11 protein-coding genes are annotated in these 13,517 nt (G+C 66.4%); 5 read left to right on the top strand and 6 right to left on the bottom strand.

What is annotated here, in order from left to right; all coding sequences use genetic code 11:
• Positions 1 to 83: 83 nt before the first annotated feature.
• On the bottom strand, positions 84 to 1,685 hold the full coding sequence (gene yczR, locus QFZ40_RS16895; RefSeq protein ID WP_306905792.1) for a MocR-like transcription factor YczR: 1,602 nt from the start codon (positions 1,683 to 1,685) through the stop codon (positions 84 to 86).
• Positions 1,686 to 1,745: 60 nt separating this feature from the next.
• On the opposite strand from yczR, the gene yczE reads away from it, so the two are divergent.
• Positions 1,746 to 2,429, top strand: coding sequence for a membrane protein YczE (gene yczE, locus QFZ40_RS16890; RefSeq protein ID WP_306905791.1), 684 nt, complete (start codon positions 1,746 to 1,748; stop codon positions 2,427 to 2,429).
• Positions 2,430 to 2,483: 54 nt separating this feature from the next.
• On the opposite strand, the gene QFZ40_RS16885 is transcribed toward yczE, so the two are convergent.
• A complete protein-coding gene (locus tag QFZ40_RS16885; RefSeq protein WP_306905790.1) occupies positions 2,484 to 3,362 on the bottom strand; it encodes an Fpg/Nei family DNA glycosylase in 879 nt (292 codons plus the stop codon).
• A gap of 26 nt (positions 3,363 to 3,388) precedes the next feature.
• A complete protein-coding gene (locus tag QFZ40_RS16880) occupies positions 3,389 to 8,353 on the bottom strand; it encodes an ATP-dependent helicase (protein WP_444861241.1) in 4,965 nt (1,654 codons plus the stop codon).
• A 315-nt stretch (positions 8,354 to 8,668) separates the two neighbouring features.
• Here QFZ40_RS16880 and QFZ40_RS16875 point away from each other — a divergent pair, with 315 nt between their 5' ends.
• Positions 8,669 to 9,139: a DUF4383 domain-containing protein gene (locus QFZ40_RS16875; RefSeq protein ID WP_306905788.1), complete on the top strand. Its 471-nt coding sequence runs from the start codon at positions 8,669 to 8,671 to the stop codon at positions 9,137 to 9,139.
• Between the two features lie 25 nt (positions 9,140 to 9,164).
• Here the strand turns inward: QFZ40_RS16875 and QFZ40_RS16870 are convergent, their stop codons facing one another.
• Both QFZ40_RS16870 and QFZ40_RS16865 read right to left on the bottom strand, forming a co-directional pair.
• Entirely contained in the window at positions 9,165 to 9,791 is a 627-nt protein-coding gene (locus tag QFZ40_RS16870; protein ID WP_306905787.1) for a DUF4232 domain-containing protein, read from the bottom strand.
• 102 nt (positions 9,792 to 9,893) lie between these two features.
• The gene (locus QFZ40_RS16865; RefSeq protein ID WP_306905786.1) at positions 9,894 to 10,973 is read right to left on the bottom strand and encodes an NAD(P)H-dependent flavin oxidoreductase; all 1,080 of its coding nucleotides are present in this window, start codon (positions 10,971 to 10,973) and stop codon (positions 9,894 to 9,896) included.
• A 242-nt stretch (positions 10,974 to 11,215) separates the two neighbouring features.
• Between QFZ40_RS16865 and QFZ40_RS16860 the strand changes: the two genes are divergently transcribed.
• Complete coding sequence (locus QFZ40_RS16860) at positions 11,216 to 11,560, top strand: hypothetical protein (RefSeq protein WP_306905785.1); 345 nt, start codon at positions 11,216 to 11,218, stop codon at positions 11,558 to 11,560.
• A 90-nt stretch (positions 11,561 to 11,650) separates the two neighbouring features.
• Here the strand turns inward: QFZ40_RS16860 and QFZ40_RS16855 are convergent, their stop codons facing one another.
• Entirely contained in the window at positions 11,651 to 12,289 is a 639-nt protein-coding gene (locus QFZ40_RS16855) for a TetR/AcrR family transcriptional regulator (protein ID WP_306905784.1), read from the bottom strand.
• A 51-nt stretch (positions 12,290 to 12,340) separates the two neighbouring features.
• On the opposite strand from QFZ40_RS16855, the gene QFZ40_RS16850 reads away from it, so the two are divergent.
• Together QFZ40_RS16850 and QFZ40_RS16845 are read left to right on the top strand one after the other, a co-directional pair.
• Positions 12,341 to 12,781, top strand: a complete 441-nt coding sequence (locus tag QFZ40_RS16850; RefSeq protein ID WP_306905782.1) for a YybH family protein — start codon at positions 12,341 to 12,343, stop codon at positions 12,779 to 12,781.
• 17 nt (positions 12,782 to 12,798) lie between these two features.
• Complete coding sequence (locus QFZ40_RS16845; RefSeq protein ID WP_306905781.1) at positions 12,799 to 13,209, top strand: nuclear transport factor 2 family protein; 411 nt, start codon at positions 12,799 to 12,801, stop codon at positions 13,207 to 13,209.
• The last annotated feature ends 308 nt before the right edge of the window (positions 13,210 to 13,517 follow it).

Below are 13,517 nucleotides of genomic sequence, written 5' to 3'. Positions count from 1 at the left end.
ACAGCGACGGAGCCACCGTCCTTCATCAGCTCCGGAAAAGTCCCCGTCCCCGCTAACCGGAGGCCCGGGTTTTCTGCGGGAAGTCAGGCGATGGCCACGGCAGGGGCTGTCTTGAGCGTCCGGCGGAGCTGCGGGGCGGCGTCGAGCTTGTCCTGGGCCGATTTCAGGGCACGGACCGCCGTTTCCAACTGCTCCGGCGGCAAGGTGAACGGCACGCGGAGATAGCGTTCGAACGCGCCGCCGATTCCGAAGCGCGGCCCTGCAGCCAGCCGGATGCCAAAGTCCGGGGCGATGACCGTCAGCGCAGTACTCATCGGTGCGGGCAGTTTGCACCAGACAGACAGGCCCCCGGAAGGCCAGGCAGCTTCCCAGTCCGGCAGGTGCCCGTGAAGCAGTTCCAGCAGTGCGGACCGGTTCCGCCGGAGCGCCTCAAGGCGGCCGGGCAGGGGCTCGTCCATGGCCCTTACCAGGTGCGCTGCTGCCAGCTGCTCCATGACCGGGCCGCCCAGATCCAGGGAGGTCCGTGCGGCAGCGAACCGCTGGATCAGGGGTTCGGAGGCACGGATCCAACCCGTGCGGAGTCCGCCCCAATGCGATTTGCTGAGCGAGCCGATGGTGACCACCCCGGAACTGAAAGCAGCCACCGGAGTGGTCACGGCGCCGTCGAGGTTCAGCTCACGGAGTGTCTCATCCACCACCAGCACTGTTCCCGCAGCCTCAGCGGCGCGGACCAGCTGGCGCCGCTGGGCATCCTTCATCGCCTGGCCCGTGGGGTTGTGGAAGTCCGGCACCACATACGCAATCCTGGGCCGCTGCTGCATCATTGCGGTCTGGAGGGCGTGCATGTCCCACGCATACACATGACGGCTGCTGCTTCCGGGATTGCCGCCAGCGTCATCTGCGGCTCCGTGGACGGCCTGGCTGAACGCGACAGGAACCGGCCGGCAGCCCGCCACACGGATGGCATCCAGGGCATTGGGGTAGCTGGGATGCTCCATCAGGATCTTGTCCTGGCGTCCGGCGAGGGCACGGATCACGATGTTGAGAGCATGCTGGGCGCCTGACGTCACCAGGATCTGCGCGCTCGTGGTCCGGACCCCGGCGGAACTGTAACGCTCCGCGATGGCCTCGCGAAGGGGCAGCAAGCCGATGGCGTCGTACCCGAATCCCGGCAATAGGGCAGGAAGCTCGGTGAGGGCGGCGGCGAACGCGCGGTGCACCACTTCGCCGCTGGCAGGCATTGAGGCGTAGGCGAGGTCTATGAGCCCATCAGGCGCCGCCAGTCCCGGGGCTGCGAGCCCCGGTGCCGCTAGCCCTGGCGCTGAGGGGCCGGGGCCCGAGGGGCCGGGAGAACTGCGCCCGGAAGTCGTGAGCCCGTGGCCTGTCACCAGCGTCGTGCCCAGCGGCGTGATGCGGGGGATCCGAGTACGACCCCGGCTGCCCTGACCGCTGCTGAGGAAGCCCTGCTCCCGCAGGTGCGCATAGGCGGCCGTCACTGTGGTCCGGCTGATGCCGAGGGTTTCGGACAGAGCCCGCTCGCTCGGCAAAGCGGTGTCCAGCGGTACCCTGCCATCCAGGACCAGGAGGCGAACGACGTCGGCCAGCTCGCGGTAGGCGGGGGCGGCGCCGGCGTGCCAGTTGCCCAGCAGGCGGGCCAGGGAGGAGGGGTTCAAGGAGCCGGACATAAAGCCAGTATCTCAAACTGGCTATGTAAATCAATGCCAGTTCTCTGAGAGGGTAAGTGCATGATGACTCGCAGACTACTCCAGCTCTTTGCCGGCCTTGCCATGTACGGAATCTCCCTTGCCGTTTTCATCCGTGCCGGGCTTGGCCTGGACCCCTGGGATGTGTTCCATCAGGGACTGGCGGGCAAGACCGGCCTGAGCATTGGCGTAGTCGTCATCGCCGTGAGCTTCCTGGTGCTGCTCCTCTGGATTCCGCTGCGCCAATGGCCCGGTTTCGGCACCTTGTGCAACGCCGTGCTGGTCGGTGTGTTCGCGGATATCGGCCTGGCAGTGATCCCGGCTATCTCCCACCTTGGCGGCCAGATCGGGATGCTCGCAGGCGCCGTACTGCTGAACGGTATCGCCTCGGCTTGCTACATCGGCGCAAGGTTCGGCCCGGGTGCGCGTGACGGCCTGATGACGGGCCTGGCCCGGCGCACAGGGTGGTCCGTCCGTGTGTCCCGCACCTTGATTGAGGTAGTGGTGCTCGCAATCGGATGGCTGCTGGGCGGTTCGATAGGCGTGGGCACGGTCGTGTACGCCCTGGCCATCGGACCCCTGGTACAGCTGCTGCTGCCCCGCTTTATGGTTCCCGCTGTGATTGCCGGCGATAAGCAGGACCCTAGAGCCGCGGATAGTGCAGGGGACAGGGCCGTGGACGGTGCCGGGGATTCTGACAGGCAGGACGCCACTCTGCGCAGTTGATGTCTGCGTGGTTGATGACGGACCGCCCGGTCTTTAGCCGGGCGTGCGCCATCCCTAGGACAGTAACGGCTGGCACTGCGGGCAGAAAAAGATGTCCCGTTCTTCCTCGCCGTTGGGCTTGCCCAGGACATCGCGGCGGATCGGGGTTCCGCATCTCAGGCATGGCCGATGCTCCCGTCCGTAGACCCAGTAGCCGGCTGGCCTCGGCATCCGTCTCGCGGACATCCCCATGGGTATCCCGCCCGGGTTTCCACGGGGATTTCCACGCGGGTTTCCGCGGGAGTCGAGGACGGTCGTCCGGCGGCCCGAGCCGAGGTTGGCTTCGAGGAGCTGTTTGGCGTCGGTGATAAGGGCCACGAGGTCCGGAACGGCCGAAACGGGCGACGCCGGGTGGAGACCTGAAAGGAAGCAGGACTCGCAGCGATAGACGTTCCCGATGCCGGCGAGGTTGCGCTGGTCCAGCAGCGCGACCCCGATGGGCACATTCGGAGCTGCCCGGATCCGCCGTTCCGCCTCTGCCGGGTCCCAGTCGGGACCGAGCAGGTCCGGTCCCAAGTACCCTACGATCGAATCCTCGTCCGCGGTGCGGACCACCTCCACAATTCCCAGGGAAAAGCCGACGGCGTCCGCCGTCGCCGTCCGGAGCACGCACCTGGCAGTAAATCCCGGTTTCCGCCAGAGTCCACCCGGCGGATAGACCTGCCACGCCCCTTCCATCTTCAGGTGCGAGTGGATAGTGAGTTTCTGGTTGTCCGGCCCTTGCACCCGCATGAGCAGATGCTTTCCGCGGGGAACCACCTCTTCCACTGTCCAGCCGACCAGATTAAGGGTGGCGAACCGGGGCACGCGGAAGTCGGAGGCGATGAGCTTCTGCCCGGACAGGGCCTGGTGCAGCTGGCTGGCGGCGCGCCAGACGGAATCGCCCTCAGGCACTGATCCCCACCTCCCGCATCCCCGGTTCAGGCACGGATCCTCAGCCCCTTGGGGGTGGAGTAGGCCCCGGCAGCAGCCAGTGCTGCAGCTATCGGAGTGTCCAGGATGCCGTGGCCGTTGACCTTCTCCATGATCAGCTTGTCCACTGCCCCGCGGGTCACGACCCCTACCAGGGCTGAGCCGGCGGCCGACAGTACGGCGTCGTCGTCGCTAAAGGCCAGCAGCGTCTTTCCGCCGCGTTCCACATACAGGACCAGGGCGCCGTCAACGAGCACCACCAGGGCGCCGGCCTTCCGCCCCGGACGATGCCCCGTACCCGCCTCTTCATTGAGAGCCGGCCACGGCAGCGCGGCGCCATAGGGGTTGGCCGGATCTGTGGCCGCCAGGGCCAGCGCCACAGGGTCCGCCTTGGCAAGCTGGCTGTCCTCCGAGTAGGAGCGAAGCCTGTCCACGGTTGCCGGAACCGCGAACTGCGCCGCCCCCAGGTGTTCAATGAAGTACCCTCGCCGGCAGCGGCCAGCCTCTTCCAGCCGTGCGAGGACCTTGTACATCAGACCGAATCCCCCCAGTATCTGCTCGGCCATAACGGAGCCCCTGGTCACCACGCCGTAGCGGTCCAGTAGCAGTTCAGCGGTGGCGCGCGCGTGAATGGTGGGATCCAGTTCGGGCAGCGGCAGTGCGGACCACCGGCCCGCCGCCAGCGGGGGAGTGGCCGCGACTCCGGAAGCTGAACCGTTCCGTCCTCCGCCAAGGCCCGAGCCGAGCCCCGCTGAGCCGAGCAGTCCGGTGCCGTGCGAGCGGCCGAGCCGGCTGAGGCGCGGTGAGCGTGCCCGGGGCGTGCGGGCGACCTGGCGGTGGGCCGTGTGGCCTCCGGCGATGAGGGCGCGCACAGGCGCGAACGTGTCCCCGGTGATCCTTCCGGCCCAGGCAAGGTCCCAAAGGGCGGAGACCACATCCTGGTCCGCCAGCACAGAATCCATACCACCGGCAACGTCAGTCAGTTGCCGGAAGAAGTACCCACCGCCGTTGTTCCGGAGGTGGTCGAGCAGCCGCTGCTGCGCGTCGCCTGGTTCGTATTCGATGGCAGGGTTCAGCGTGAGCTCGGCGGAATCGGCCAGGTGGAGGCTAATCCAGCCGTCGTTTCCAGGCAGCGCCCCAGCCCCGGACCAGAGGATCTCACCGGCGGCCATGAGTTCGTCCAACATGGCAGGCTGGTAATCCGTGACCCTGCTCGCCAGGACCAGGGGCTCCCAGGCCGACGCCGGTACAGGCACCCCGGACAGCTGATCGATGGCAGTGACTATCCCATCCAGTCCACGCAGGGCAGGCTGGCTGCGTCCGGCCCCCGGCGTGCGGACATGCTGCCAGGCGGGAAGGAAACGACCGTATGCGGTAGCGTCTACTGGCTCTACTTCAGCGCGGAGGGCGGCCAACGAACGACGCCGGAGCCTCCGGAGGACCTCGGCATCGCACCACTCGCTGCTGGTCGGATGAGGAGGCACCATTTCGTGGAGTGCCTGTTCCTGCTGGCCCTCCTCACTGCCTGTTGTGGCGATATCCGGCGGAGGTCCGTGCGGCCGGAATTCACCTTCCACGACGCGGCCGTCAGCGGCGAGCCTTTTCAGGGCGGTGCCTACGACAGCCACCCCGAGTCCCAGCCGCGCCGCGGCTTCCGTGGCAGTGAAGGGCCCGTGCGTGCGGGCGTAGCGCGAGACGAGGTCGCCCAACGGGTCGGCCACGGGTTCGATGAAGGCGAGGGGAACGCCCATGGGCAGTGGAACGCCGATGGCGTCGCGCAGGCGGGCCGAGTCCTCCACGGCAGCAAAACGCTCCACCCCGCCGATGTTCACCCTGATGGCGCGATTGGCCCGCTGCAGCGAAACCAGGTGGGAGGTAGCCACCGCCGTGCTGGCCGGCGGAGGATCAGGTGCCGCGTCGTCTGCGTCGGGTTCGCCCATGGCGCTGGTAGCCATCTCCCCGACAAGACGGGCGGCCACTTCCTCTGCTGCCAGCGGACCCAGGAGGCGGAGCAGGTCCGCCACGCCCTCCACGCCGCGGGCTCGGCGGTCCGGTGCGAGGCGCTGGAGCTCGCGTTCCGTGGCTTCAATGACCTTGGCGTCCAGCAGTTCCCGTAGTTCAACCCGGCCAAGGAGTTCATTCAGGAGCGTCGAGTCCAGCGCAAGGGCGGCGGCACGGCGCTCGGCCAGCGGGGAGTCGCCCTCGTACAGGAACTGGGCCACGTACCCGAACAGCAGGGACTTGGCGAAGGGCGAGGGCTGCTGGGTGGTGGTCTGCACGATCCGCAGCTCACGGCGTTCCACGGACGCAGCAATCTCTTTAAGGGCGGGAAGGTCGTAGACGTCCTGGAGGCACTCCCGGACAGTTTCCAGGACGATGGGGAACGCTGGGTATTTCCTGGCCACGTCAAGCAACTGCGCCGACCGCTGGCGCTGCTGCCAGAGCGGCTGCCGTTTGCCCGGGGTCTGCCGGGGGAGCAGCAGCGCGCGGGCGGCGCACTCGCGGAAGCGGGAGGCGAAGAGCGCACTTCCGCCTACCTCAGCCGTGACGATCTGCTCCAGCTCGTCGGGGTCGAAGAGGAAAAGTTCGGCCCCCGGCGGCTCGTCCTCCATCATCGGGACGCGCAGTACGATGCCGTCGTCAGCGGCCATTGCGGAGCCGTCCAGCCCATACCGCTGCTGGAGGCGCTGCCCGACGGCGAGCGCCCAGGGCGCGTGCACCGGCATGCCGAACGGGCTGTGCAGGATGACCCGCCAGTCGCCCAGTTCGTCGTGGAAGCGCTCAACCACCAGGGTGGTGTCGCTCGGGACGACCTCCGTGGCCAGCTTCTGTTCGGTCAGGTATTGGATGAGGTTGTTGGCGGCGAATTCGTCCAGGCCGCTGGCCTTGCAGCGTTCGGTGGCAGGCCCGACGTCGGCCGCGGACAATTCACGGACGAAGGCACCCAGGGCGCGGCCCAGGTCGATGGGGCGCCCGAGGGAGTCGCCTTTCCAGAACGGAAGCTTTCCCGGCTGCCCGAACGCCGGGGATACGAGCACGCGGTCATGGGTGATGTCTTCGATCTTCCAGCTCGTGGCGCCCAGCGCGAAGATGTCGCCCACCCTGGATTCGTACACCATTTCCTCGTCCAGTTCGCCCACCCGCCGGCCGCCTTTCGCGGGCGTAGCCGTAGCTGTTTTGCCGTCGCCGGAAGGCGACGCAGAGCCTTCAACTTCCGTGCCGATGATGTAGACGCCGAATAGGCCGCGGTCCGGGATGGTGCCGCCGGATGTCACCGCAAGCCTTTGTGCCCCGGGCCTGCCCTCAATGGTGCCGGCATTGCGGTCCCAGATGATCCTGGGGCGGAGCTCGGCGAACTCGTCTGACGGGTAGCGGCCGGCCAGCAGATCCAGCGTGGCTTCAAACGCGGAGCGGGGAAGGGATGCGAAGGGGGCGGACCGCCGGATGGTGGCGAACCACTCCTCGACGTCGATGCTCCCCAAGGCAGTGGCCGCGACGGTCTGCTGGGCGAGGATATCCAGGGGGTTGGCGGGGATGCTGAGCCGCTCGATCTTGCCTTCGAGCATCCTTTCCACGGTGATCGCGGTGTGGACCAGGTCTGCGCGGTGCTTGGGGAACAGCACGCCCTGCGATATCTCGCCCACCTGGTGCCCCGCGCGGCCCACGCGCTGCAGCCCGCTAGCCACGGACGGCGGGGACTCGACCTGCACCACCAGGTCCACGGCGCCCATGTCGATGCCAAGCTCTAGGGATGATGTGGCAACAACACAGCGCAGCCGCCCCGATTTGAGGTCATCCTCAATCAGGGCCCGCTGGTCCTTGGAAACAGAGCCATGGTGGGCTCGGGCCAGGACGGGATCAGCGCCTGATGTGCTGCCGGCTTGCGCCATCATGTGCGCGGGTGTGGCAGTCGACGGCGGTACGCCGGCAGCGGGAGACGCCTCCCGCCCCATTTCAGCGGCCGGTTCGTCCCAACCTCCGCCGACGGCCGCCAGCTGCCGTTCGGCGTAGATTTCGTTGAGCCGGGCCGTGAGCCGCTCGGCGAGGCGGCGGGAATTGGCGAAGACGATGGTGGACTGATTGGCCAGCACCAGGTCAACTATCTTTTCCTCTACATGGGGCCAGATGGAGGCCTGCGGCTGCAGCCCGGAGGCGGGACCCGAATCGAAGGCGCCTGCTGCCCCCTGGAGATCGGACATGTCCTCGACGGGCACCGAGACAGACAGGTCCCAGTTCTTGCGCGAGGCGGGTGCCACGATTTCCACTGGAGCCGAGCCCGCGAGGAACTGGGCCACGAGCTCCCGCGGCTCCACGGTGGCTGAGAGCCCGATGCGCTGGGCAGGTTTGGGAAGAAGCGCATCCAGCCTCTCGAGGGACACTGCCAGGTGGGCGCCGCGCTTGCTCCCGGCCACCGCGTGGACCTCGTCCACGATGATGGTGTCCACCTCTGCGAGGGTCTCCCGCGCCCTGGATGTCAGCATCAGGAACAACGATTCGGGAGTGGTGATGAGGATGTCCGGCGGGTGGCTGAGCAACGCACGTCGGTCGGCCGCCGTCGTATCTCCTGATCTGACTCCCACGGTGATCAGCGGCGCCGGAAGCCCCAGGCGCTTGGCCGTCTGGGTGATGCCGATCAGGGGCGAACGGAGGTTCCGTTCCACGTCCACGCCAAGGGCTTTGAGGGGCGAGATATACAGCACCCGGGTTTTGCGCCGGGGCGTCTGCGGACGCCTGTCCTTCTTCCTGGCCGGGGCATCGGCCTCCGCGAAATCCTGATCCGGGGCGGGCGCCGAAACGAGGAGCCTGTCCAGTGCCCATAGGAAAGCAGCCAGCGTCTTTCCGGATCCGGTGGGGGCCACCACGAGGGCGTGAGAGCTGGAAGAAATGGCATCCCACGCCCCGTCCTGGGCAGGCGTGGGTTCTGAGAAGGCTCCGAGGAACCATTCACGGGTGGGCCGGCTGAAGCGGCCCAGGGGCGCTCCCCGGCGGGCTGTTAATCCCGCCTCCGATCCCGCTTCCGCTGGCTGATCCTCCTGCATTCCTCCATCATGCCCTAACCCCCCGACAGGAATGCTTGCCCAAGCTCAACGGACCCCATCCGCCTGCGATCCCCGGCAGCGGACCGGTTTGTGGCTGAAGCGGATTTGTAATGGGTCCGTTATATCTGGGGCGCGTCCTTGCAGCCGATTTGGTAAGTATACTTACCATGTTGGTGGAAGTGGATGATTCTGGCTCCGCCGACAGGCATTATCTGCAACCTTCAATGTCGACTAGATCCAGGAGTGATCATGACAAGCGCAAGTTCCGGCGGTCGGACGTTAGGCCGCACCAATATCCAGAAAGCGGCACTCGTCGTGGGCGCGGTTTTTGCCCTGGTTGGAATCCTGGGATTCATTCCGGGCATCACCAGCAACTATGGGTCGCTGGGCATGGCAGGCCACGATTCCGAGGCCATGCTGCTGGGAGTCTTCCAGGTCTCCATCCTGCATAACATCGTCCACCTGCTGTTTGGTGCAGCGGGTATCGCGATGGCACGCAGTGTAGCGCAGTCCCGGAATTTCCTGCTGGTGGGCGGGGCAATCTACCTTGTCCTCTGGCTCTACGGCTTGCTGGTGGGGCAAGAGAGCCCGGCCAATTTCGTGCCCCTCAACACAGCTGACAACTGGCTGCACCTGATCCTGGGCCTCGGCATGATTGCCCTGGGCGTGGCGCTCTCGCGTGGCACTTCCCGGGCAGGACGCACCACAACGGCGCACTAAAGTACGACGCACCCTTCCAGCCGTATCACTGGGCCGGCTGGAAGGCCCCGATCGTCAGCAGCTCGATTTGCGCGTTGCTGCAGGCTTTTGTGGGTTGCGGCAGGAATATGGATGCGGTGTCCTCCGGCGGATAAATCCGGTAGCCGGCAGCATCTGCCAAAGCACAGCCAGCGTAGTTCTCGGCGTGGGTGTAGCGCAGAACGGCTGATCCTGACTGGCCTGGCGCCAGCAGGACATCGGTGGCCGGAGTGGCTTCGTCGCGCTTCGCCGGGGCACCGATGGGCTCTCCCGCCGCGTCCGCCGCCAATGACACCCCGGGGAATCCCCTGAGCAGGCACGGCTCAGCGCCGGTGTTGGTGAGGAGCAGCTTCATATAGACGCTGCCCGCCGCCCCGCCGCCTGTCGCATCCGTGGCGGCGGCAAGGCTGCCCGCCTTGCACAGGGCCGGCCCTGTGGTGGCGGCAGGTACCGACGACGACGATGAGGGCCCGCCGGGGGACGCGGACGTCGTGGACGGGCTGGAGGAGCTGGTAGCCGGTTGCGTTGCCGTTTGGCTCTGCGGCTGGGAGGGCCCGCATGCGGTGAGCATCAGCGCCGCCGTAGCAACCGCCGTCGTGATAAAAAACCCGTGTGAAATACGCTGAGACCTCATGGCATAACCATTGCGGGCGGGGTTGCCGTAGTCAACGACGCCACGGGCAAGTGGAGCGATTTGACGCCCGGATCGTGATCATCCGGGCACGATCTCCTGATGCTACAAACCTGATTCGCCTGCCAGAAGTTCGGCCAGGACATCCGCGGCGGAGTCATGTCGGATCAAGGGCGCGCCCTGGCCGGCCCACAGGGACATGAGCTCCGTATTTCCCTGGGCGGCGGCCTCCGGGCGGAAGCGGCCGGTCAGCCAGTTCTGAGCAGGGAAGGGCGCGATCCTCGATGGGTCCCTGAGGTCGGCGATGATGCGGTTGGGGATTCCTCGTGCCAGCCGTCCGCTGAAGGCCCTGGTGAGCACGGTTTCCCCGGCGGCCGGGCTTTTGAGGATGGCGCGGTAGGCCGGAACGGCAGCCGATTCCCTGGTGGCGAGGAACGCGGTGCCCACCTGGACGGCGTCGGCGCCGAGCGCCAAGGCAGCCCTGTACCCGCGGCGGTCGGCGATGCCGCCTGCGGCGATGACCGGGATTTTGACGGCATCCCTCACTTGCGGAACCAGGGCAAAGGTACCCACCAGGGATTCCTCTGCGGGCTTCAGGAAGGAGACCCGATGGCCGCCTGCCTCCATGCCGGTGGCTACCACCGCGTCCACGCCGCCGGCTTCCAGGGCCGCCGCTTCCGCCGCCGTGGTGGCGGTTGCTGCAACCACTATCCCGCGCCGGTGCGCCTCCTCGATGATTTCAGGAGCGGGAACGCCAAAAACGAAACTGACGACGGCGGGACCCGCCTCCAGCGTCGCCGCCACCTGTTCGCCGAAGTCCGGGAGATAGCGGTCGGGCATCTCCGGGAGGGGGAGGCCCAGTTCATCAAAGTAGGGCCGGAGGACGCCCACGTAGCGGTCGAAGTCCGCCTGAGCGAGCCGGGTATTTTCGCTGCCGTCCGGCACCCAGAGGTTCAGTGCGAACGGTCTGGCCGTGGCTTCCCTGAGTTGCCCGGCCGTCTTGTGGATGGCCTCGGCGGTATAGCCGTAGAGGCCGAAGGAGCCCAGCCCGCCGCCGTCGCTGACCGCGGCCGTCAGCGGGACGGAGGACACGCCGCCGAACGGGCCAAGAACAACGGGGACTTCAATGCCGAAGAGTTCGGTGATCCGGTTGGGGCGGACTGAGGTGCGCTGCTCTTGCGCCATTGTGAGGCTCCTTTACCGTTACGGCTGCGTTCCGGTCCAGTCTCGCAGGACCGGGCCTTCGTCCCAAGTTAGTCCGTTTCAGGGCCGGAGCAGTAGTGGCCGGCCGCTTCTCCGGCATACCCAGTGGAGGACATGCCCGCCTGTGAGACGGGGCCTTGCGCAGGCTGCCGGGGCTATATACCGGGTCTACCGGCGGCGTTAGACTGCTCGCATAATTCGCCAATTACACCAGGGAGAACGCCATGAACTACACGGGGACAGGCAATGAGAAAGCGACGCTGGCCAGCGAACTCAACAGGACCCATATCGGACAGACGGTGAGTTTCGAGCCGGACGAATTCACCTTGGTGTTCGGGAAGATTGCCGCCGTTGCACGTAAAGAGGGCGGCGTGACCATTGCCCTGGAAGGGGTGGACGGTACGGGAGGCCTGCAGTCCAGCTACAGCCTTCCCGGCAGCCAGCACGTGTACCTCCAGCCGGATATGCTCACCAATACCGAATCCACCATCAAGGATCTGTTTGGCAAGGTGCAGGAGAACCTGCGCGGCGCCGGCCATAAGGGTGATGACAAGACTGACAAACTCTGACCCGGCCGGCACGTCTTGGGAGCACGTCATCTCGTAGTCCGTCAGGCGGAGGTTACCGCAAATCTGGCGATAATCCTCCTCTGATCTGGGTTAGTGCCGGACGAGCATGCTGATCCACATCGCGGCAAGCCATTCCGAGAACCTTTCATCGCTCCAGCCGCGCTGCCCCACTAACCGGGTCCAGAGCGTGCCGTCCATGGTCGCGAACAGCACATCGCGGCATTCCTCCTCCGTGACGCCAAGCTGCCCGGTGGCGGCCGCAGCGTGCGCGTAACGCGTCGCCACATCCAAGCGGCGGTCGGCCCATTCGGTGAGCATGGCGGCGGCGTCGGGCTCGCTCGCGGCGGCTCCCGTGAGGGCCCCCAGGAGAGGGGCGATCCGCCGATTGCTCGCGGTCACGAATGCGGCGTGGCGCCTTATCCTGGCCGGCAGGTCCGGTTCGGCCAGGATGGCCTGCATCTCCGCCCTGTCGTATAGGGCCACGTCCGCCTCGTCGCCGCGGAAATCGACATACCAAACGTGCCTGAGCAGCGAGGCTTTCGTGCGGAACGCCGCGTACACAGTTTCGACGGCGACGCCCGCCCGCTCGGCCACCTGCTTGACCGTGGTCTGCCCGTAGCCCTGCGAGACAAACAGCTCGTTCGCCGCCACGATGATGCTTCGCCGTGTCTCAGCAGCCTGCTCCTGGCGGCGGGTGGAGTCGTACTGCCTCTTGATTTTCGCGCCCATTGGATGCATTATAACAGTATTCAAAACAGTCTCACTGTAATGGAGTTGGTCATGTCTACTGAGACAGAAGCTTTCCTGGCCGAAATGGTTCCCCAACAGCAGGCCGCGGACGCCGCAATCCACGACGGCGACGCCGGCCCCCGCCTCGCTCTCTGGTCGCAAAACGATCCGCTAACGCTCTTCGGTGCGAGCCTGAGCGGCAGCGGCCGGGCAGAGCTTGAGCCCATGTTCCACAACGTCGCCTCGTGGTTCTCGCACTCGGATTCGTTCGATCTTGAGATCATCGCGGCCGGTGTAAACGGGGACCTCGCCTACACCGTCGGCTACGAGCACAGCGCCACCACCGTCGAAGGCACTCCCCGGAAATACAGCTTGCGGGTGACTCACGTCTACCGCCGTGAAGACGGCGCCTGGCGGATCGTGCATCGTCACGCGGATTTCCCGCCGGGGGAGGCCGGCGTCCCGTTGCCAGGCCGCACTGGCCCGTCATGACGGGTGAGCCGCCGGTCATGGGAAAGGAAACCGAGGCCTTCCTGGCCGAGATCCTGCCGAAGCAGCGGGACATGACCGTGGCGCTGCACAAGGGCGACGTGACACCCCGCATCGCTTTGTGGTCGCACAACGACCCCACCACGCTGTTTGGTTCGCACATCTCCGGAGCAGGCTGGACGGATCTCGAGCCCAAGTTCCGCAAGGAAGCCTTCCGGTTTGCGGGTGCAACCGGGTTCGAGTTCGAGGTCATCGCGGCCGGTACCAGCGGAAGCCTCGCCTACACGGTCGGGTTCGAGCACAGCCACGCCGTTGTTGACGGCGTCCCGGCTGACTACACGATGCGCACAACCCACATCTACCGCCGCGAAGACGGCGCCTGGCGAATCATTCACCGGCACGCGGATTTCCTTCCAGTTCAAAGTCCGTGACGAGGCCATGTGCAGGGGAACCCGGGATTTCATCGGGGCGCAGACGCTCTGCCCGGCTTCCAGCTAAAGGCGCGCTTTTCCCGAGCCGGTGCTGCGCCTCTTTGACCAGGCGATGAGCGTGAAGATTCCACACAACGCGTTCGCCGCGTGGATGGCCGGTCCGCTGCCCGCAGAGTCCCGTTCCAGCCCGTCGACATGTCGGACAGCTGACACCTGCTCCAGAAAGTCTCTGGCTTCATGCTCGCAGGGCACCTGCTACGCACAACCCCACCAACGCAGAAGTCGAAAACGCCCTGTGAATCGCAGTG

This window comes from Arthrobacter pascens, from assembly GCF_030816475.1.
Lineage (GTDB): Bacteria > Actinomycetota > Actinomycetes > Actinomycetales > Micrococcaceae > Arthrobacter > Arthrobacter pascens_B.
The sequence above is the reverse complement of the archived record's forward strand: the minus strand, read 5'-3'. Positions and strand labels throughout refer to the sequence as shown.